This is a genomic window from Flintibacter sp. P01028 (genome assembly GCF_041925235.1).
GTDB lineage: Bacteria > Bacillota > Clostridia > Oscillospirales > Oscillospiraceae > Lawsonibacter > Lawsonibacter aceti.
In genome coordinates this window covers 47,820-69,378 of sequence record NZ_JBHEVC010000001.1, presented here as the reverse complement: position 1 = coordinate 69,378, position 21,559 = coordinate 47,820, and the positions used below count along the sequence as shown (strand labels likewise).

The window sequence follows — 21,559 nt, the reverse complement described above, 5'->3', positions numbered from 1 at the left end:
GAGATATATTCTTAAAAATTACTGGAGGAATGATAAATTGAAAAAAATCGCAGCCTTGACCCTCGCCATGACCATGGCGCTGGGCCTGTTCCTGTCCGGATGCGCCATGGAGGACAATGGAGGGGATACCGCGGGGAGCGGCAGTACCGGCAGCGCGGGCAACAACAGCAGCGGCACCAACACCGGAAAGCGGGTCGTCAATGTGTGCAGCTGGGGTGAGTATATCGACACAAGCCTGATCGATGAATTTGAGGAGAAGACCGGCATCGAGGTCAACTACCAGACCGCCGAGAGCAACGAGGCGCTGTATTCTACCCTGGCCCTGGGCGGAGCGAACTATGATGTTATCGTCCCCTCTGACTATATGATCTCTCAGCTGATTGAGGAGGGGATGCTTCAGGAGCTGGACTACAGCAAGATCCCCAACTTTGAGAAGATCGACCCACGATTCCGGAATCTGTCCTATGATCCAGAGAATCTGTATACCGTACCGTACACCTGGGGTACTTTGGGCATCATCTATAACACCACTATGGTAGACGAGCCCATTACCAGTTGGAGCTCTATGTTCGATGAGAAGTACGCCGACAATGTGGTGATGATCCGCAACTCCCGTGACGCCCTGGGCATTGCGCTGTACTATCTGGGCTACTCCGTCAATACCACTGATGAGAGTGAGATCCGTGAGGCCTATCAGCTGCTGGCTGATGCCAACGCCAAGGGCGTCTATCAGGCATTCTATATGGACGAGATCTTCCAGGCCATGGAGCGGGGCAACGCCGCTATCACCGCCTATTACGCCGGCGACTACCTGACCATGCGGGAGAACAACCCTGATTTGGCCTATGTGGTGCCTGAGGAGGGTTCCAACTGGTTCGTGGACGCCATGTGCATTCTGAAAAACGCTCAGAATGTGGACGAGGCCCATGAATGGATCAATTTTATTGCCTCCACCGAGGCCAACCTGGCCAACATGGACTATATCTGGTATGCCTCTCCCAACAGCGAGGCGCTGGAGCAGTACCCCGCTTGGTACGAGGAGCAGTACGGCGAGCCTCTGGATATGGAGCTGTATGAGATTATGGCCGCTCCCCAGGAGGTGTTGGACCGGTGCGAAGCCTATCTGGTTACCCCGCCCGATATCCGCAATCTGTACAACGAGCTCTGGACTCAACTGGGTATTAACTGAAACAGGCCCGCTATCTCTGAAAAGAGATAGCGGGCTTTTTATGTGGCCGGTAAAAACCTTAAGAGGGGATGGAGGACTCAATTAAGATCAGGGGGAGACCGTCGTTGGATACCGACAGCTAGAGAAGAGATACCTCTGGCAGTGGAAAAGAATCGGGAGTATACTATTGATATTCACTTCTTTACTACGGTGCGGGATAAGGATATCTGTTATAGAAGAAAAAAATTGCTTCCGCAACCGCCGGTTGCGGAAGTTTCAACCATAGTTGATAGTATGTAACTAGGAATGGCGGTATAGTGCTTATAGGGAGGGAAAGAAGATGTTGTCTGAAAGGATCTATCAGTTCAGGCGGAACAGCGGGCTTTCTCAGGAACAGCTGGCGGAGAAAATAGGCGTTTCAAGACAGGCTATCTCCAAATGGGAGAGTGGAATATCAACGCCTGAATTAGAAAAACTGTTAGCGTTGAGCGAGTGTTTTGGCATTACTATTGACGAACTTGTGAAAGACGAGGCATTTACTCAAGGGACAAATGAAGTGCCACAGGAACTGGAAAAAAACAAAGATCCAAAAGCAATCGAAATGAAAGTGGGCATAGGGCTTTGCTTGGTGGGTGCTATCTGTCTGATCCTGTTCGGAGCTATGATGGTTTTGAGTCCAAGCGCAGCGGAACAGCTTAATGCTGCTTCAACAGTTACTTTGAGCGGATCTGGTATACTTATCATTCTCTGCGTGCTTTCGATGGTTATAGGATTAGCACTAATATTGCGAAAAAAATGAATTGGGGGGCAGGCATATGAAAAAGTTGAGTTATTTGTTCACGGCGCTCGCGATTGTACTATCTGACATAATGTGTTTCGTGGTTGCCTATCATTACCGTGATATGCTTTGCGGTATTGAGCACTCCTGCTACAGCGCGCCGGCCAGCGTTGCCTTTCTGTATGCCGTTCCGTTTAGCGTTGGGATCATCATATGTACGGTTGTGGCATATACGCTTCATAAAAAATAATATAAAGAGGCCCCTCCCTGGAGGGAAGGGCCTCAAATTGGACTGACAAAGACTTATGCCTTTTTCTTGATGGGATGGCGGATCACTGTTTTCCACCGTTCAGGCGCCACTTTTCTCGCGTCGGACAGATAGATCTCGTGATGCAGGCGGTCGGCTGTGAGATCTGTCACATATCCATGTTTTTCTAAATATTCCTCCATCAGAGCCACGGTCTTGGGCTCCTCGTCAAATGGGCCAAGATGCATGATCTGGACGCACAGACCCTCATGGATCGTCAGGAATTCGGCCGATGAGCAGTCTATCCGCTTCTTCTTCTCAGCAGTTTGGACTGCCCAGCCAAAGTGTTCTCTGGTCACAAAATCCGGCAGACGAATGACGGAGATCCAGTGAAAGTCCTCTTTACGCCCATAGCCCGCCCCGGCTGTACCGCCCTGCCACCAGAACCCTTCCAGTGGGGGAACGACATACTCAAAAAAGCCCTCAATCTTATAATCGCTCTTGTAGCTCATTTTTAACGTGTACGCAACGGCATATAGGATACTGATCGCCCGCTGGTACGCGCCGCCCTCTGCATTGGGATCTCCCTCGCCTCTCACTGCGATGTAGTTGGTGGACGGGACCTCTACGATCTCCGGCCTGTCCTTTGGCATATAAAATTCTTTGAATTCTTTTTTGAAATCAAAGGCCATATAGTTGTCCTCCTTATGCCACTGGTGTGTGCCCCGGTCAGTGGGGCTTCAATGATGGGATATTTGTAACTATACAATATTTTTAGGCTCTCTTCAAGGTGGGGAACAGGATCAGAGAACGGCTGCCGCGATACCCATGGATATCCAGGACACCTTGCTGGAATGTACCATAGGCCTGTTCATGGAAGGTTCATGAATTATTTGCAGTTCTGTGAAAAATTCCCTGGGTGTACATGGTATCCTAAGATTAGGTCAAGGGTGGATACCCGCTGACCCATTCTTTGAAATGACGGACAATGGGCCGTCTGGGCCGATGACGCCCCACTGCGCCGGCCCCCGGACTTCTCTATCAGGCAGAACGCCAGGAGAAGGACCGGCCCGCTCACTGCTGCCCCTCAGCCGGCCTCGGGGCGGCAGACCAAAAATACCCCGCCCGCGGGTTTGATATACAGGAAAGACGCCCCCTGGTTATCCAGGGGGCGTCTTTAGTCAGTAGGGGCGTGGAAGAGAAGACGGTAGTAATCTGTATCCAGAATGGAGGCGGAATAGGCCACCCGATTTTGTACCTCATTGACCAGGGGGACCAGGGCCTCCAAATCGGTTTCGCTGCCGTCCCAGCGGGTGAACAAGTCGTCGGAGGAGTTGTAGTAGCCCCGCTCGTTGATAAAGCTGTAATCGGCGAAAATCACCAGCTCCGGGCTGTCGGACAAAATGTCCGACCCCATGAGCAATCTGGAGTCATATTCCAAATCAAAGAGGTTAGATAGGGTTGGCATTACGTCCAGGCTGGAGCAGTATTTGTCCACATAGACCGGCTCCTCCAGGTCGGCGCTCCACAGGATCAAAGTATTTTCATAGATCTCAAATATTGGGTCCACCGGGTGGCCCAACAACTCGCTGTACTCCTCGTCAGTGAGGCCGTAGGGGTAGTGGTCGGCGGACAGGACAATGACCGTATCCTCCAGTTTGCCCGCCGCCTCCAGTTGCTCTACCAGGCTCTCCACAGCCAGCTCCAGCTCGATCTGGCTGGCAAGATAGCATTTGACCGGGTCGCTGTACGGTAAGTCCTTGACCTCGTCCCAGTGGCGGGCAGACATGATATTCTCCTCCAGCGTATAATTCAGGTGGCCGCTGACTGTCAGGCAGTAGACCATGAACTGGTCCTCATCCACAAACATGGGGACAATGGTATCCATCATCATCTCGTCAGAAGGGGGAAAAATCCGCCCAGCAGCCAGATCGTCGGCAGGAATCACATCCTCCGCCCGTAACCCCTGATCGATGGCATAGTACTCATAGCCCATATTGGAGTGGGATAGATTCCGGTCGTAGTAGTCGTAGAGGTAGTCGTGGAAGGCCATGGTCCGGTAGCCTTCCTTGCGGAATTGGGTACCCAGCGCGAAGGGCATATAGTTGTCCGAGGATTGGGAGTAGCTCCAAACACCCGACTTGGGGATCAGACTGGTAGTGGTAACATACTCACCGTCCGAGGTGGATACTCCCCACAAGGGGGTATAGAAGTTCTCAAATACAAAGCCCTGGTGGGACAGCTTCCACAGAGTGGGGGTGCGCTGGGGATCCATGGCCAGGGTGGAAAAGCCCTCTGCCACGATCCAGACCAGATTTTTACCCTTAAAATAGCCGGTCCACTGGTTTTTAGCCGTGGGTTCCCGCTGGGAGAACCACTGATGCATCGCCAGCATATCTGCATCCGTTTCCTGCCGGATGAGAGTGTCAAAGGGGAGGTCCATCACATGGTCGCCGCTGCGGTTTGGCGTGGAACCGTTCACTTCTGTGCCGTCAGGCTCCTGGGAGATATCCGGGTCGGCAGGTTGGTCTGGGTCGATGCCAAAGAGGACCCGGCGGATCTCCAACTGTGTCTGGGTCATCATGCCGAAATATTGCGTTTCCAGAGCCGGGACAGCGGCCTGGGTGTAGATATACCGCAGGGACATGGCGCCGCCGCTGCACAGCAGCACGATGCACATGGTGGCCAACTGGATAGCGGCGGCCATGACCGCCCATCGTCTCCTCTGGCCCCGGACCAGAGGAGGATGGTCTGGGACTAGCCGCTGGCGAAAGAGGAAGGACAGAATCACCGGAATGGCCATCATCAGCACAGGGAACCAGTTGACTAATACCTCCATGGTGGCCATATCGCCAAAGGCCCCGGCGACCATCGCCATCTTGGTGAGAGAGAAGATGGTCAGAAAGGTCTTGAACAGGTGATAGTAGATGGCCTGGGCCCCGATCCACAGGGAGAGGAGCAGCGTGAGCAGAGGTAACAGGACCCGGCCCTGGCGGGGGGGCAGGCCGCCGCACAAGAGTCCCAAGAGGAGGGCCACAGGCAGAGTGAACAGTAGGGTGAACAGCATTCCAACAGGGGACAGGGAGTAAAAGCAGTACAGCTTCAAGAATAATTCTTCATAGTAGATGACCGCGGCGAAAAACAGGGAAGGGAGGGCAAGCCTCCGCCACCGCTCTGGGATAGGAAGGCCCCGAAGCGGAACAGATCCGTTCATGATTAAGATCCTCCGGCTAAGAAATGTATTTTTATTCTAGTCCATTCCCGTTAGGCTGTCAATGCAGGGAAGGCGGAGAGAAAAAATTTAAGATTTTATGCCCTGATAAAAAACCGCTCAAAAATTGTACAATATGAATAAAATATGGAGAGAAATAAGGCGCTTTTTGACCTGAAGATAGCAAATACTACTTGCAAATTTTTCTACAATCTGATATGATAGCGATGATATTAATAGATTGTTCATAATTCCCGCAGGTTTACACCAGGGAGCCTCTGTGTTCAACAGGGCGATCACACAAAACAGCCGTCCTTTGTAAGTCTGGCTGTTTTACTATGTCTGTGGGCGGGAGCTGGAAAGCGAGGATACCTTGTCCCGAATGAGTCAACTGGCGCTGGACCGCTTGAAACGGGCCTATGCCGCCTATTACGATATTGAGGATATAGAAGACGGTACTCCGCTCAAGGCGCTGTGCGCCTATCATATGCGGGATAGCCAGTATGTTCTGGTCAAAAAAGCGGAGCTGTGGGCGGCGGAAAACCATGAGTATCTCTATCTCTGTGCGGTGGACCACCTGGATGAGGGGGCTGTGGACCAGATCTTTCAGCGGGTGCTGGAGGACGGAGAGCCCCGTGTGCACCCCCATATACAGCATATGTATACCTATCTGACGGCGGTGACGCTATATGACAGCGCCGAGCCCCAAGCCCTGGCCAAGCTGAGGAAGCTGAAGAAGCGCCGGGAATACAAGCTATCGCTCCATGGATGGATGGAGTTTAGAATAGCCGCCGTGGACCTGTCCACGGGAGAAATCACTGTCAACCGCGCGGGAAGAGCGATTCAAAAAGATCTGAAGCGGCTGACAGGGAGTATCATCTCTGCATATCATTTAGGAGAGGAGAAAACGCAATGAATGCAATGTTAGTTGTTATCGTTGGCATCGCTATTTTGATCGTAGGCTACATCTTCTACGGCGGCTGGCTTGCCAAACAGTGGGGTGTTGATGACTCCAAGGTCACCCCAGCTCATGAGCTGGAGGACGGCATGGACTATGTCCCTGCCAAGGCCCCTGTCCTGATGGGACACCACTTTTCCTCCATCGCCGGCGCCGGCCCCATCAACGGCCCCATCCAGGCCGCTGTCTTTGGCTGGGTTCCTGTGGTGCTGTGGGTTCTGATCGGAGGTATCTTCTTCGGCGCTGTCCATGACTATGGCGCCCTGTTCGCCTCCATCCGCCACAAGGGTCAGTCCCTGGGCGAAGTGGTGGCACTGAACATCGGTGAGCGAGCTAAAAAGTTGTTTCTGACCTTCTCTTACCTGACCCTGGTGCTCGTGGTGGCCGCCTTTGCCTCCATCGTGGCCAGCACTTTCCAGGCCACCTATGTAGACGGTGTGGTGGATGTGGCCGCTTCCGGGACGAATGCCTCTGTGGCTATGATTTCCCTGCTGTTCATTATTATGGCTATTCTTTTTGGCTTTTTCGTCTACCGTCGGGGCGCTTCTCTCTCCGTAGCTACCATCGTGGGCGTCATCGGTATCGTGATCTGCCTGGCCATCGGTCTGAAGTGGCACCCTATCTACCTGTCCAACACCGCTTGGATGTGGATTATCGGTGTGTACATTCTGATCGCCTCCGTGGCCCCCGTGTGGATTCTGCTCCAGCCTCGTGACTATCTGTCCTCCTTCCTGCTGTACGCCATGATGGTCATCGCGGCCGTGGGCGTGATCGGCGCCGGCCTCACCGGCGCGGACGCCGCTCATATGGATATGCCCGCCTTCACCGGCGCGTATGACACCATCGCCCCGACCGGGACCTCTCTGGGCTATGTCTTCCCAGCTCTGTTCGTTACCATCGCCTGCGGCGCCATCTCCGGCTTCCACTCCCTGGTGGGCTCCGGCACCACCGCTAAACAGCTGGACCACGAGCGGGACGCCAAGCCCATCGCCTACGGCGGTATGCTCATCGAGTGCGCCCTGGCTCTGATCTCCCTGTCCGCCGTGTCCTTCATCTGGAACGAGTACGCCTCCGGCGAGATCGTAACTCCCACACAGGTATTCGCTACCGGCATCTCCCGCATGGTCGCCTCCATCCCCGGCCTGGCTGGCGCCCAGAGTACCATCAGTTCCCTGCTGGTCCTGACCGTGTCCGTGTTCTGCCTGACCTCTCTGGACACCGCCACCCGTCTGGCACGGTACATGTTCCAGGAGTTCTGGCTGGAGCCCGGCCAGACCTATAAGGATGCCACCGGCTTCAAGGCCATCCTGTGCAACCCCTTCGTGGCCACTGTCATCACCGTGGTGCTGGGCGTTGGCCTGGGCATGACTGGCTACTCCAAGATCTGGCCCCTGTTCGGCGCAGCCAACCAGCTGTTGGCCGCTCTGGCCCTGCTGACTGTGTGTGCCTGGCTGGGCAACATCGGCCGCAACAACAAGATGTTCTATATCCCCATGGCCTTCATGCTGGTAGTCACTCTGACTTCTTTGGTCCAGACTATCACCACCCAGGCTGGTAAGATCATGGCCGCTGGCGGTATGCCTCTGGACAAGGCCGGCAATTTCGACTGGGCTCCTTATGCTCAGTCTATCTTGGGTGCCGCCCTGTTTGTGCTGGCCATCGTACTGGCTGTGGAGGGCTGCAAGACCATCTTCGGCAAGAAGAGGGCCGCCTGATTTTTCCATCCGAACGACAAAAGCGGACCCGGTACGCCGGGCCCGCTTTTTGTTGCGGTGCCGGACCAACTGTGTTATGATTAAGATAATCTGGAAAAGGTGAGTCAGCGGCCGGTGAGGGAGCGCAGCGCTCGGTTACTGTGTTCCTGCTGGTCCTGACAGCGGCCTATGGAGATTTCCTACATGTGGATGCCACAGGAGGTTTCACCTGTTTCCTCTGGGGCCGACGATTTTTGTGCTGTGATATTTGTATGGAAATTATCGATAGTCCGGGGAGCGCCCAGGTGGCTGGAGCACGTTTCCGGTGTCGGTATGTGTGTGGGGGGGACCTGACCGGTCAGGTGCGGCTTGCCTTATCCCTACTTCCAGATGCTGTATTGCGAGGTCATGACTATGAAAACCAGTAAACCGCTGTCCCTGCTGCTTTCTCTCCTCACCGCCCTGGCGGTTCTTAGCGGCTCCATCGCCGCCCCTCTGCTATGCCGCCCATTTTACTACGCGCATATCGACGCACTGGGGCTGGTGGAGTATACTGGCCTGACCAGGGAGCAGATCACAGAGGCGTTTGACCAGATGATGGACTACTGCCTGGGCCAGCGTCCGAACTTTGCCGCCGGCGTGCTCCCCTTTTCAGCCTCCGGGGCCAGCCATTTTGCCGATGTGAGGGGGCTGTTCCTCCTGGACCTGTGGGTACTTGTACTGTCCCTGGCCGGACTTGTGGTCCTGTTTTTCTGGTGCAGGAGAAAAAAGGCTCGCCCCCATTGTTTTCTTGGACGAGGTCCCGGATTCTGGGCCGCGTCCGCGCTGGGTGCTATCTTCCTGGTGGTGGGCGGACTGGCGGCCTTGGACTTTGACCGGGCCTTTGTGGTGTTCCATGCTCTGTTTTTCCCAGGAAAAGAGAACTGGCTTTTTAACTGGTGGGAGGACCCGGTTATCCTGATTTTGCCCCAGGAATTTTTCCGGAACTGTGCCGTTTTGGTGCTGACTCTACTGCTAACCTGGTGCGCCGTCCTGATTGGGGCGGACCTGTGGGCCGCCAGTATACGGAAGAAGCGGCGAGAGGAAGTGAGTAGGCAGGGAGGCTGTCCTGGCTGTCAAGGATAAAAGGCGGTGTGTTCTGATAAAGAACACACCGCCTTTTATCTTCGGTCCTGGGGCTGTACCGAAAAAACCAATTTTTTATTTCGCCCGGAAGGCAAAAAAGCGTTGACCAAAGTAATTCAAAATCACAAACAGACCGGAGCCGGCTAGCAGGGTAAGGTTGCCTTCCCATTGTGGGCTAAGACCCATACCGGCCAGCAGCCAGCCCATGAGAGGCTGGGCTAGACCGTAGGCCAGCAACCAGCAGACGGTGATATTGAGCGCGAATCGAAGGACGACCCCAGCCCCTTTCTCCTGGTTGCGGAAGGTGAAGTGCTTATTCAAAAAGAAGCTGACTACACTGCCTACAATATAGTTAGCGGCGGAGGAGACCCACTCGCCCACCTCGCCCCAGGTGTAGAGTCCCGCTAGGTTGTAGAGCCCGAACATGACGCCATAGCCGACCAGGGTATTGACAATCCCCACCAGGATGAAACGGAAGAAGGTGGGATCAAATATCTTTTTTAGCAGTTCCTTCATCCCGGTCCCCCTCGCATCGTTCGGCCACGATATACCGTGGCCGGTCCTTGATTTCCTCATAGATTTTGGCGATGTAATAGCCGATGATGCCCAGACAGATCATCAGGATGCTGCCGATGAACAGCTGGAGCAAAATGATGGTGGTAAAGCCCTCCAGCGCGTTGCCAGAGGCCCACTGCCATAGAGAGTGGATGCCCAGCACCACCGAGCAGAGAAAGACCACTACGCCCAGCAGGGTGACCAGTTGAAGGGGGGCGGCGGAGAAGGAGGTGATGTTGGTGATGGCGTATCGGACCAGGCTGCGGATGGACCACTTGGACTCGCCCTCCAACCGAGGCTGTACCTCAAACTCCACTTGGGTGGTCTGAAAGCCGATCCAGGAGGAGAGGGCACGGAAAAAGGCATTTTTCTCCCGCATAGCGAGCAGGGTATCCACCGCTCGGCGGTCCAACAGCTTGAAGTCGGAGGCACGGGACATATCAATGCCCGTAGCCCGGCTGATGATGGAGTAAAAGCTTTTAGCCGCAAAGGTATGCAAGGGGTTTTCCTTGCCGCGACTGGCCTTGACCCCCTCCACAACCTGGTAGCCCTCCTGCCACAGGCGGTACATCTCCACCGCCTTCTCTGGCGGGTGCTGCAGATCACAGTCCATGACTAAAGTGCAGTCTCCACGGGCCTGGGCCAAACCGGCGAAGATGGCGGCCTCTTTGCCGAAATTCCGGGAGAAGCGGACCCCACGGACCTGGGGATGGCGGCCCGCCTGTTCCTGAATGACGGTCCAGGTGCGGTCCCGGGAGCCGTCGTCCACGAATACTAACTCATGGGGGATGTCCGCATCTATCAGGATGGCGGTAATGGTGTCCGCCGCCCGTGGGATAGAGGCCTCCTCGTTGTAGGAGGGCAGAACGACGGACAGCAGGCCGGATCTTAGGGTGTCTTCCATTTGCTTATCTCCTGTTCTCATAAGCGATCTCGAAGTCAGATTTTGGGGTGTACTCCTCCTGGAGCTTCACAACCACTCGGCCGCCCACCATCTGGACGCTGCCCTGGGCGGGGTAGAGGGGCATGGACTGGAACTCCGGAGAAGCGGCCACAGCGATCATGGTGTCCTCGTCAGGTTCCGCCACGGGAATGTTGAGCCAGTCGTTCAGGTAGTAGTAGATGTGCTTGTTCAGGGGGGCCACTGTATCACGGGGGACACTGTAATGGTCCACCTGATCGTAGATGTCAATCTGGGCCGTCAGCTGATCTTCCGGGATAGCGCCCACGATAGCGACCTCCATCCCCGGCTCATAGCCGGGGCAGGCCTCCACACGGGCAAAAAGCCGGGTGAGATAGCTCTCTGTAGCCCGGTGGGCCTGGGCGGAGGCGGTGTACAGCAGATTGTTGGTATTCAGGCAGAACACCAGCAGAAGCACTCCCCACAGGACAGCGGCGGGAGGGACCCAGGCTCCAAGACCGGCGGAGGCCCCTTGACTGTCCAACAGCCCGACGGCCAGGAGGACCAGAAGATAGACAGATACAAAGGCGTATTTCATTAGGGGAGTAGGGACAGACCATGGGCTGAGGAGCTGGCCAAAGTCCATGCCCAAAGGCAGGAGGGCGACCATAGACAGGGCGGTCAGGGGCCGCCACCTATCCCGATAAAGCCCCTTTTTCCCCAAGTGGAGGAGAAAGCAGGCTCCCCCCAAAGCCAGAGCGGCCAGATCCAGAATGACCATCCACAAATCAGCGAAGCCGTTGGCGGAGCCGGGAAGAAAAAAGAAGGACACCACCTGTTTATAGGAATCCAGGATAAGCCGGGGAAGCTGACCGAAGGGATAGCCGGAGCTGGCGGCGTCCATTCCCAGATAGGATAACAGCTCCAGGCCCTTGAACTGTAGGAACAGCAGAAGGACACCGTAGTACAGCAGGGCGCCGGCAGCCAAATAGGCCATCAGCCGGAGACCTAGGCGGAGGGTGGATTGGAAGGTGAACTCAGGGTCCAGAGCAGCCCGAAACACTGCCAGTAGGGACAGAGAGATGGCCACAGTCACATAGGCCTGATAAGTCCCCATGGACAGAGCGAGAGCCACCACTCCAGCCGCCCAACTCAGAAGGGTTCCCCGCCTAGCCAGCCAGACGGACAGCACCGCGAGCAAAATAGCCAGACAGTAGGCGGAAGCGGTAAACAGGTATAAAAAGGTGTATCCCATCACTGGGAAAGCAGCCATCACCGCACCGGCTAGCCCAGCGAGTACCCGGCTGTCCAGCCGAAGCAGACTGACGGTCAGGGCGGCGGCGGTTCCCAGGAGGAGCAGGGACAGCAGGCCGATGGCCGCCGGCATCTGGGTGTAACTGTTGAGAGCGGAGGCGTAATGGAGAAACCAGCGGCCGGAGATAGTCATCTGTTGAAGATCATGGACCCGGCTCAAGCCGTCAGAGTTGGGGATGAGGTTGGTGAAGGCGTACAAATGGACTAAAAGGCCTGTGATCAGGCAGCTGAAAAAGGCGGTCCGCTGGGCGGGAGCGATCCGGCGCCACAGACCGGCGCCCCGTTGGTCAATGGTCATAAGTTCCCTCCTATGTGGGGGCCAGTGTACATAAAATCTCATTCCACATTATAGGCCGTTTTGCGGGATATTGCAAGGGAGAGGAAAAAAGTAGAGGAGAAATTTGGCGGGCCCAATGGACGTATAAACAGTATCACCTTACAGCGGATGGCCAAACAGTGCACGGAAGGAGGATTGGGAAAGAAAACAGGTCCCGGACCATAAGGTCAGGACCTGTTTGCTGTTATGGGAGGACTATCCCTGGCATTCTAGGGCCCAGATTCGCTTGTCCCGCCGGAAGAGCAGGCAGGTGGCCACACCCAGAAAGCCCATGGCCAGGAACAGCCCGGCGGCGCCGGCGCCCTTTCCGGTCCCAAAGAGGGCAGCCCAGAGACTATCTGGACCAAGAGCGGCGGCGAGAGGCTCAAACACCTGATCTACCAGAAAGCCGCCCAGCAGATAACCCACCGGAATGGTGAAGAACTGAAAGGAGTTGCGGGCGGCGTATACCCGCCCCTGGATGTCCACAGGGATCCTGGATCGGAATAGGGCATCCAGATTGGCGTTCATGATGGGAATACCCACCCAGCCGAGGGCGGCGCCCACACACCACAGAGAAAGATCACGCCCCAGGGCGAGAATAAAATTTTCTGTGGACATTGCCAACAGCAGGGTATTGCAGATGACACGCACCCGGCTTTTTGGGGCCGGTAGGAGGGAAGCGGCTATGCTGCCCCCAAGCATGGCCACACCGCTGACGCTCTGGACCAAGCCCAGGACGTTTTCGCCACCCCAAGGACGAGTAAGGGCCAGGGCAGGCAGGGCCGCGTTGAACATGGAGGCCGTCAGGTTGATGGCGGCCAAAAAGAGAATCAGATTTAAAATACCTCGGTTCTCACCGAGATAGCGGAGACCGGCCTGGGTGGAGCGTAGAAGGCTCTCCGTCCGCTCCGGCTTTGGTCCCTGCGGAATGGGGATGAATAGCAGCAGGGAGCAGAAGGCCAGCAGAAAGGTAGCCAAGTCAAAGAGAATGACCCACTCCAGTCCCAGCAGGGTGTATAGGGCAGTGCCCAGGGCGGGAGCCAGCATATTGTTCAGCGAGTAGGACAGAGAACGAAGGCCGCTGACCCGTTGGTAGTGCTTCTCCGGTGTCAGCAGAGTGACCGCCACGTCAGCGGCAGGCTGCTGAACTGTGTTCATCAGGCCGGTCAAACCGTTGAGAAGGTATAGATGCCACATATGAAGCTGACCGGATGCCGCCAGCAGAAGCACGGTCGAGGTGCACAGGGCGGCAAAGGTGTCGCAACAGAGCATGGTAGCCTTCTTATTCCAACAGTCGCTAAGAGCACCTGCGAAGATGCTCACCAGCACATATGGGGCATAGGAGCATACGGAGAGCAGGGCTGTGGTCAGGGCGGAGCCCCGATCCTGATACGACCAGAGCACAAGGGCGAAACTGGTCATGGAGCTGCCCAGAGTGGACAGCAACTGGGTGAACCAAAGGATCAGAAAGGACTTCAGCTCACCAATAAAAGAAAAGACAGATGACATGGGACTTTGCTCCTTTTTTGTTTTATAGGGATAAAACAGGCGCAAAGTCCGGCAGGGGCGGTAAGGAATGAGAAAATACACGCTCCACGCAAATCCGCCCGGTCAGACTTTGCGCGGAGCCGCTCCAATGGCAAGCTTCATGGTGCTGTCCTCCTAAGATGCCCATATTCGGGCAAGCTCGCCGTAGCATCACCGGCGGCAGGGACAATGATACCACGGAATAGGGCGAGAAACAAGGGGCGGCCTTACGGCAGCCACGGAGGGTGTTGTCAGAGCTTCCACTGGCGTTAAGGTCAGCCATGGACCTCCGGCAGGGCACGGTCCCACTCCTTTTGGAACTCGGTCATCATACCCCAATACCGCTTAGGCATCTGGGTCATGCGGCACCTGGGATTTTCCCGTCCCCGGATGGAAATCGCATCATAGAAGGATCTCCACAGGCGGCGGTAGGCCAGCTCGCTCTCGCCGGCCGGTCCCGGATGAAAATCTTCCACTGGCAGGATGGCCCACTGGTTCGGCTGGTGGAACAGCGCCTCGCCATGAGTGCGGTCGTGGAGGACGAATCGCTCCTGGGGATATCGAGAGCAGAAATGGGGACGAAGTAGGGGGAGGACCCGGTTCTTGGGCTCAATCTCTCCGACCAGCACGCCGCCCTGGTCGGAAAAGCGGACAAAGCCAGTGTATAGGTGCGCCTCGTTGTTCAGTTGCTGGACCGCTTTCCGTACCTTGTCCACAGTCGGGTCGGTCAGATCCCGGACAAAGGCCGGGCCCCGCTCATAGCCCAGGCGGATAAGCCTCCAGAGCCACAGCTCCTTCTCCGGCAGACAAGTGAGAAATCCGCGAGCGGCCAGTTCCCGCCCCTCATGCCCCAGCTTGGGGGAGAAGGAGCGGTATACACGCTGGGCGTGCTCCTCCACGGTGATAATGGTTCTCTGGGGGTACAGAGAGCAGCAGGGGTCCTCCGGTGTGCGGAACTCAACTGGTTCTTCCTGATTGACATATGTTTCAAAAACACAGGTGAGAAAACCAGAAAAGGTGCCGTCATAGTGGCAGCATACTTGGGTCCAAGGCATGAGATCACCTCCTGAATAGTATGGAGTAGCCCGCTTCAAACAGCTTGGTCGAACAGAGACAGCTGCTCGCCCATGGGGGAGGTCTGAGCGGGGGACTCCAAAGCGAGCAGGTGGCGCAGCAGGCCGTCCTCGCTGACCCGCAGTCCCTCCAGGCAACGACCGGAACAGGTGAGGAAGTACTGGGCTCGTTTCAGTACCACGCCCAACCTCTTTAGACCCTCAAAGGTCAGTGGACCCACCCGTCGGGCGGTGAGAATACGCCGGGCGCTTGTTACCCCGATACCTGGCACCCGGAGAAGGGCCTCGTAGTCGGCCCGGTTCACCTCTACCGGAAAAAATTGCAGATGCCGCAGCGCCCAGCAGCACTTGGGGTCCATCCTGGGATCCAGATTAGGCTGGCTCTCATCCAGCAGCTCCTCTGCCCGGAAGTGGTAGAAGCGGAGCAGCCAGTCCGCCTGGTACAGCCGGTGCTCCCGTAGGAGCGGGGGCTTAAAGTCCTGGGAAGAGGGGAGGAGAGGGCTGGTGGATACGGGCATATAGGCGGAAAAAAAGACCCGCTTTAGACAATATCGGTCATAAAGTCCTTGGGTGAGGGCGAGAATGTGACGGTCGCTTTCTGGAGTGGCCCCTATAATCATCTGGGTGGACTGTCCCGCGGGAGCGAAGCGGGGGGTATGGCGGTATAGTTTCAACTCCTGCTTGGATAGGGAGATGCCATCCCGGATCTGCTTCATTGGGGCCAAAAGGGCCTCCTTTTTCTTGTCCGGTGCCAAAAGGGCCAAACTTTTGGCACTGGGCAATTCGATATTGACGCTCAACCGGTCGGCGAGCAGGCCCAGTTGGTGGGTGAGGAGGGGATCGGCCCCCGGAATGGCCTTAGCGTGGATATAGCCCCCAAAGCGGTGCTCTGTCCGCAGCAGGTGGAGAGTCTGAATCATCAATTCGGTGGTATAGTCCGGATTCCGAACCACAGCTGAGGAGAGGAACAGACCTTCGATGTAGTTCCGGCGGTAGAAGCCCATGGTGAGATCACACAGCTCTCTAGGGGAGAATGCGGCACGCCGGACGTCGTTAGTCCGTCGGTTGATACAGTACAGGCAGTCGTAGATACAGATGTTGGTCATCAGCACCTTCAAAAGAGAGACGCAGCGCCCGTCGGCGGAGAAGGTGTGGCAGCAGCCGGTCATGGAGGTACTTCCGATGGTTCCGGAGCGTCCTGCACGGTCCAGTCCACTGGAGGTGCAGGCAGCGTCATATTTCGCAGCGTCTGCCAGGATATTCAGCTTGTCTAGCAGTTCCATGGTGTTCGCCTCCAACACAAATATAGAACATTTGTACTATACAATTATAGTAAGAAGGAGCGAGATGTCAAGAGGAAAAATCTTTCTACCTTGGACATTTCGCGAGATGCCACTGTTTTGCGCATTGACCTATGTATTCTGAAACGGGGAAGAATTTATGCTTTCATTGACTTTATTATGAAAGTCAGCTATAATAAATCCATAAAAATGGAGTGCTCCTGTTGAAAAAATACAAGGAGGATGGGGAATGGAAGAGTTGTTGGAGCAGTTACTGGAGGATTGCCGGCCCTATACCCAGCAGGGAAAGGTGGCCACTTATATCCCGGAGCTGGCGAAGGGAGATGCCAATGACCTGGGGATTTATGTGCTCCGCAGCGACGGGCGGCACTATCAGGCGGGGGACTACAAGAAGCGATTTACCATCCAGAGCGTGGTCAAGCCTATCCTCCTGCTGCTGGCGCTGATGGACAACGGGGAGGAGTACGTCCGATCCCGGGTGGGCGTAGAGGCCACGGGCAAGCCCTTTGACGCCATCAATGTCACGGACCAGACCTTGTTCAGCGACCACTTGAACCCCATGGTCAATATGGGCGCCATCGCCATGTGCACTCTGATTAAGGGAAAGGACTATGAGGAGCGATTCCGGCGCCTGCTGGACCTGACCAGGCAGCTGGCCGGAGACCAGGAGATCGATCTGGATCAGCAGGTCTACCTGTCGGAAAAGCGGACGGGAAATAAAAACCGGGCACTGGCCTTTCTGCTGAAGACCTATGGCATGATCGAGGACGATGTGGAACAGGTGCTGGACTGCTATTTCAAAGCCTGTTCCATCTCGGTGAACAGCAAGGACTTGGCCCACATCGGTTTTGTGCTGGCCAACCGTGGGAAGCTGCCTCAGACAGAGGAGCGGATTTTCCCCAGCCGGTATGCCACCTATGTCAACGCCATTTTGATGACCTGTGGGATGTACGATGGCTCAGGAGATTTCGCGGTCAATGTAGGCGTGCCGGCCAAAAGTGGAGTGGGAGGCGGCATTATGGCTGTGGTGCCCACCAGAATGGGAATCGGTATCTTTTCCCCTGGGCTGGATGGAAAGGGAAACAGCCTGGCAGGTATTAAGGTGTTGGAGGAGTTGTCTAAGCGGATGTATCTAAGTATTTTCTGATAAGGGAGGGGGGAGCGATTGAGTTTGCGGATGCTCCCGGCCAAAAGGGAAGAAAAAAGCGGCGCCCGGTACAAAGTACCGGGCGCCGTTCTGCTTATCTGAAATATACCAGGGGATCCTCAGGGCGCTCCGCCTTCTCCACCGACTGGGCGTACAGGACCACGCCCTCTCCGTCGTAGACGTCGGCGCGCTCCCACCGAATCTCAGCGGTGACCTTGACCCACTCTCCCTTTTTCAGGGAGCGGGCTCTGTCATACTTACAGAGGAAACCGAAAAAGCGGATATCCTCTGCACAGCAGGTCATGGCGTTGCGGCCGGGGACGAAGGTACCACGGGGCAGCTTGGAGCCGGTCATGGCCTGGGTTTTCATGGTGATGGTCTTGCCCACATACCGGTCAGGGTGCTCCTGGATATCCAGGTACCAGATGCCGTAATCCGGGTCCTCCAGGGTGATGTGGTCATCCTCCAGGGAGTAGGGGAGGATATCCTCCACCTCTAACTCCTCCCCCTTCTCGTCCTCAAAGACGATCTCGCACATACGGTTCACCGCCCGGATGGACCGCTTCCAGCCGGCCATGGGCATATCGGGAGTGCAGCGGTTGAAAAGGACCATATCCGCCTCAGTCACCATGTCGATGAACATGGACTGCATATTGGCCAGATACATCTCAAAGGTGGTGCCGTCCACCACATGGATGGCCTGGTACAGCCCCCAGGTCTTGGGCAGCTTCAGCTTGCGCAGAAGGTCCACCGGCCACATCCCATTGAACTCCATCAGGACCCGTTCCGGCTGATAGCGCCGGTCCACTTCCTTCAGAAATTCGGTGTTGAGCTGCTCCTGCCCCTCGATGGGGACCAGGCGACAGTTGCGCTGGGAGAGAAACTGGGGGTCGTACTCCTCCTCGCCGTCCTCGCACATGAGGAGGACGGTGCGTTGACCGTCGTTAAAGTAATCCATATTCAGCGTGTCGGTAAGAAGGGTGGTTTTGCCGGCGTCCAAAAAGCCGGTGATAAGATACAGGGGGATCCTACTATCGGGCATGATCTTCACCTCGTGGTATGATATGGATGGGCGGCCATGGGCCGCCCATCTAGCAAATTAGGCCAGCAGGAACAGCTTTTCCAGCTGGTCCTCCTTCAGCTCGGAGCCGATGACGCACAGCCGGCCGGTATAGTCGGCGCCACCCTCACGGATCTGGAACTCCTCAGGCACCAAGTCGAAATGGAGCCAGGTCTGCCCGTCGTCACAGGGCACCATGCCCTTGGCCCGGAGGATATAGCCGTAATCCTCGCCCATAGCCAGGGCGGACAGGGCCTCCTGCAGCTCCTCACGACTATATTTCCGGGGTGTTTCCCGGCCCCAGGAGGTAAAGATCTCGTCGGCGTCGTGGTGGTGATGGTGGTCTGCGCCACAGGCCATACAGGTGTCACAGGCGGTGTCGTCACAGATGTGGTCGTGGTGGTGTTCATGCCCATGCTCATGATGATGCTCGTGTTCATGGGCGTGGTGATGTTCATGCTCGTGGTGGTGATGGTCATGGCAGCCACAGTCACAGTGGTCGTCGTGGTCATGATGCTCGTGTTCGATCTCGGCCATCAGATCTTCCGCCAGAGTGTGGCCACCCTCCATGGCAGCGACGATTTGGCTGCCAGTAAGCTGATCCCAGGGGGTGGTGAGGATGGCCGCCTGGGAATTTTTTTCCCGAAGGAGGTGGACAGCGCCGTTCAGCTTGGCGGGGTCCAACTTTTGGGTCCTGGACAGGATGATGGCGGAGGCGTGTTCTACTTGGTCGTTGAAGAACTCGCCAAAGTTCTTCATATACACCTTGGCCTTGGAGGCATCTGCCACAGTGACGAAGCTGTGGAGGTGGAGGCCGGGGGCCTCCTTCTGCACCCGCTCCACGGCAGCGACCACGTCAGACAGCTTTCCCACCCCAGAGGGCTCGATCACGATGCGGTCAGGGGAATAATCGGTCAGCACCTGCTTCAGAGCGGCGCCGAAATCGCCTACCAGGGAGCAGCAGATACAGCCGGAGTTCATCTCCGTGATCTCCACACCGGCGTCTTTCAAAAAGCCACCGTCGATCCCAATCTCACCGAACTCATTTTCGATGAGGACGATCTTCTCGCCCTGAAAGGCCTCATCCAGCAGCTTCTTGATGAGCGTAGTCTTACCAGCGCCCAAAAACCCGGAGATAATATCGATCTTTGTCATAACAGTCATATCCTTTCACAGAGAAATATTGATGGCCTGGGGCCCTCTGTTTGGGGGCCTAAGGAGGGGTACAGCGGGAATGCCGGTCAATCCCAGAGCAGTCCGATGCCCTCCATAATCTGATACAGCATCCCGGCAGCCACCTGGCGGGTCCCCAGATCGGCGGGGGCCAGATCGCCCACCAGCGCGTCCAGGGAGGCCAGATTTCGGGCGGGTGCCTGAGCCCACGGAGCGTATTCGTAGTAGGTTGCCCAGTCGGCGGCGGACACCTCCTGTTGGCTGAGATCGTATATATTCATATTGGCCCAAGCGGCCACGGCGGAGAGAATGGTCACCATCTCCTGATAGGTGATGGTGCTGTCCGGGCGGAAGGTGCCATCACCGTAGCCGGAGATAAACCCCATATCGGCCATGGCGGAGATGCCGTCAGCATACCAGGACTGGGCACTCACATCAGAGAACTGGTCCAGCACACTGTGGTCGGCGGGGAGTGCCAGGGCAGTGGCCGCCATAGCGCAGAACTCAGCCCTGGTGACAGTGTTGTCCGGGCGGAAGGTGCCGTCCTCATAGCCGCCCAGCAGCTGATAGGTGGCCAGCGTGCGGATCTCCCGCTCAAACTCGCTCCCTTCCAAGTCGGAGAAGGAACGGGCGGTAAAGTCCAACTGCTTCTCCCGTGCCAGGTCGGCGGGGGATACCTCAGTCCAGGTCCGGGTGCCGGCGCCTTGATACAGAAGGGCGGAAGGGGGCAGAGCCTCCAGCAGCTCGGTAAAGGCAGCCTTGTTGTCTGCATTGAGCGCCTCACTGATCTTCAGATAGAAGGTCTGGCCGGCCAGAGACAGCTTCAGATGGCCGGAGGCGCGACTGGGTTCCTCCTGGCCCAACAGGAGAGCGGCGGCAGGGGCGTTTTCAGCGGAAATGACCAGGGTAGGAAGGACGCCTACGATATGGTTGGTGGTGCCGTCGGGGGAGAAGAAGCGGAGGGTGGTGATCTTCAGGCAGTCCCCATCAAAAATACCGGTAGTGTTGCTCTCGTCATAGATGTTCTGGGCAATCCCCTTGCCGAAGGTGCGCTGACCCAGGGCAATCCCCGCCTCATAGTCTCGGATTGCGGCGGCGAAGAGCTCGGAGCCGCTGGCGGAATGGGGGCTGGTCAGGATGACCAGGGGCTTGTCCGTCAGGTCCTCCACCAGGGGGGAGGTGGCCCGGTAGTAATAGCCGCCGGCGCTGTCACGGAAGTAGACCATGATGGCGCTGCCGATGAACTGGCCAGCAGTGAGCGCGGCGGACTCATCTGTACCACCGGGGTTGGAGCGCAGATCCATCAGCCAGATGGCGGTCTGGTTGTCCAGTTCCTCAATGGCAGCCTGGACCACAGAGGCGGTGCTGGCGCCAAAGCTGGTGCAGTCGATGACTGCCACCCCATCCACCAGATCATAGGTGACGATTGGGATGAGGACCGAGCGGCGCTCCATCGTGTAATCCCGCCGCTGCCCATCTGACTGACTGATGACAGTGATGGTGACCGTAGTGCCCTCCTGGCCGCTGATCATAGTGCGGGGATCGACCCCGGCGGCGGTAGCTACGCCGTCTACGGCAATGATGCGGTCCCCGGCCTCCAGCCCAGCCTCAAGGGCGGGGGAGTCCGGCAGGATGGACATGATACGGTAGCCGTCGTTATAGGCGTTTTCCACAGAGGCGCCAATTCCGACGACTGTGTCCCCATTGACCGAGGAGAGAAAGGCCTGATATTCCTCGGTGTTCATGTAGACGGTGTAGGGGTCGCCGATGGCCTCTAAAATCTCGTCCAGAGAGTCCAGGGACCAGATCTCATCCGGCAGGGGATCCACATAGTAGGTCTGGAGTAGGGTTTTGGCGTCCTCCAGCTCTAGGGCGGAGGCAGGCAGTGCCGTTAAGGACAGAGCGACCGCCAGGGAAAGAAAGGCAGATAAAAATTTTTTCATGGGTTTCTCCTTCAACATAGGGGCCTGTCGTACATCCGCCGGATGCCGCAGTTTGGCATCCGGCG

General features: G+C 56.6%; 17 protein-coding genes. 6 read left to right on the top strand and 11 right to left on the bottom strand.

Annotated elements, in window-relative coordinates; translation table 11 throughout:
* Positions 1-37: 37 nt before the first annotated feature.
* Together ACEVJK_RS00345 and ACEVJK_RS00340 are read left to right on the top strand one after the other, a co-directional pair.
* Complete coding sequence (locus ACEVJK_RS00345; RefSeq protein WP_243200896.1) at positions 38-1,189, top strand: PotD/PotF family extracellular solute-binding protein; 1,152 nt, start codon at positions 38-40, stop codon at positions 1,187-1,189.
* 319 nt (positions 1,190-1,508) lie between these two features.
* Positions 1,509-1,967, top strand: coding sequence for a helix-turn-helix domain-containing protein (locus ACEVJK_RS00340; RefSeq protein WP_374739740.1), 459 nt, complete (start codon positions 1,509-1,511; stop codon positions 1,965-1,967).
* 282 nt (positions 1,968-2,249) lie between these two features.
* Here the strand turns inward: ACEVJK_RS00340 and ACEVJK_RS00335 are convergent, their stop codons facing one another.
* Together ACEVJK_RS00335 and ACEVJK_RS00330 are read right to left on the bottom strand one after the other, a co-directional pair.
* Positions 2,250-2,885, bottom strand: a complete 636-nt coding sequence (locus ACEVJK_RS00335) for a GyrI-like domain-containing protein (RefSeq protein WP_147572145.1) — start codon at positions 2,883-2,885, stop codon at positions 2,250-2,252.
* Between the two features lie 485 nt (positions 2,886-3,370).
* Entirely contained in the window at positions 3,371-5,407 is a 2,037-nt protein-coding gene (locus ACEVJK_RS00330; RefSeq protein WP_240287352.1) for an LTA synthase family protein, read from the bottom strand.
* Between the two features lie 379 nt (positions 5,408-5,786).
* On the opposite strand from ACEVJK_RS00330, the gene ACEVJK_RS00325 reads away from it, so the two are divergent.
* From ACEVJK_RS00325 to ACEVJK_RS00315, 3 genes are all read left to right on the top strand, one after another.
* Positions 5,787-6,320, top strand: coding sequence for a hypothetical protein (locus ACEVJK_RS00325; RefSeq protein WP_186852085.1), 534 nt, complete (start codon positions 5,787-5,789; stop codon positions 6,318-6,320).
* Entirely contained in the window at positions 6,317-8,077 is a 1,761-nt protein-coding gene (locus ACEVJK_RS00320; RefSeq protein ID WP_374739739.1) for a carbon starvation protein A, read from the top strand. Before ACEVJK_RS00325 ends, ACEVJK_RS00320 begins: the two co-directional genes overlap by 4 nt.
* Before the next feature lie 393 nt (positions 8,078-8,470).
* Positions 8,471-9,181, top strand: coding sequence for a TIGR01906 family membrane protein (locus ACEVJK_RS00315; RefSeq protein WP_374739738.1), 711 nt, complete (start codon positions 8,471-8,473; stop codon positions 9,179-9,181).
* Positions 9,182-9,256: 75 nt separating this feature from the next.
* On the opposite strand, the gene ACEVJK_RS00310 is transcribed toward ACEVJK_RS00315, so the two are convergent.
* The 6 genes from ACEVJK_RS00310 to ACEVJK_RS00285 all read right to left on the bottom strand — a co-directional run bounded on the left by ACEVJK_RS00310 (position 9,257) and on the right by ACEVJK_RS00285 (position 16,153).
* Positions 9,257-9,697: a GtrA family protein gene (locus tag ACEVJK_RS00310; RefSeq protein ID WP_147572150.1), complete on the bottom strand. Its 441-nt coding sequence runs from the start codon at positions 9,695-9,697 to the stop codon at positions 9,257-9,259.
* On the bottom strand, positions 9,669-10,640 hold the full coding sequence (locus ACEVJK_RS00305) for a glycosyltransferase family 2 protein (RefSeq protein ID WP_186852087.1): 972 nt from the start codon (positions 10,638-10,640) through the stop codon (positions 9,669-9,671). The genes ACEVJK_RS00310 and ACEVJK_RS00305 overlap by 29 nt, the downstream gene beginning before the upstream one ends.
* A gap of 4 nt (positions 10,641-10,644) precedes the next feature.
* Positions 10,645-12,249, bottom strand: coding sequence for a glucosyltransferase domain-containing protein (locus ACEVJK_RS00300; protein ID WP_374739737.1), 1,605 nt, complete (start codon positions 12,247-12,249; stop codon positions 10,645-10,647).
* Positions 12,250-12,483: 234 nt separating this feature from the next.
* Positions 12,484-13,779, bottom strand: coding sequence for an MFS transporter (locus ACEVJK_RS00295; RefSeq protein ID WP_374739736.1), 1,296 nt, complete (start codon positions 13,777-13,779; stop codon positions 12,484-12,486).
* 293 nt (positions 13,780-14,072) lie between these two features.
* Entirely contained in the window at positions 14,073-14,852 is a 780-nt protein-coding gene (locus ACEVJK_RS00290) for a TIGR03915 family putative DNA repair protein (protein ID WP_240287357.1), read from the bottom strand.
* Positions 14,853-14,887: 35 nt separating this feature from the next.
* Positions 14,888-16,153: a putative DNA modification/repair radical SAM protein gene (locus ACEVJK_RS00285; RefSeq protein WP_374739735.1), complete on the bottom strand. Its 1,266-nt coding sequence runs from the start codon at positions 16,151-16,153 to the stop codon at positions 14,888-14,890.
* Positions 16,154-16,400: 247 nt separating this feature from the next.
* Between ACEVJK_RS00285 and glsA the strand changes: the two genes are divergently transcribed.
* The gene (gene glsA, locus ACEVJK_RS00280) at positions 16,401-17,318 is read left to right on the top strand and encodes a glutaminase A (protein WP_147572156.1); all 918 of its coding nucleotides are present in this window, start codon (positions 16,401-16,403) and stop codon (positions 17,316-17,318) included.
* Positions 17,319-17,412: 94 nt separating this feature from the next.
* On the opposite strand, the gene ACEVJK_RS00275 is transcribed toward glsA, so the two are convergent.
* From ACEVJK_RS00275 to ACEVJK_RS00265, 3 genes are all read right to left on the bottom strand, one after another.
* A complete protein-coding gene (locus tag ACEVJK_RS00275) occupies positions 17,413-18,360 on the bottom strand; it encodes a GTP-binding protein (RefSeq protein WP_374739734.1) in 948 nt (315 codons plus the stop codon).
* A gap of 57 nt (positions 18,361-18,417) precedes the next feature.
* A complete protein-coding gene (locus ACEVJK_RS00270) occupies positions 18,418-19,533 on the bottom strand; it encodes a CobW family GTP-binding protein (protein WP_240287363.1) in 1,116 nt (371 codons plus the stop codon).
* 86 nt (positions 19,534-19,619) lie between these two features.
* On the bottom strand, positions 19,620-21,494 hold the full coding sequence (locus ACEVJK_RS00265; RefSeq protein ID WP_240287365.1) for a S41 family peptidase: 1,875 nt from the start codon (positions 21,492-21,494) through the stop codon (positions 19,620-19,622).
* Between the last annotated feature and the right edge of the window lie 65 nt (positions 21,495-21,559).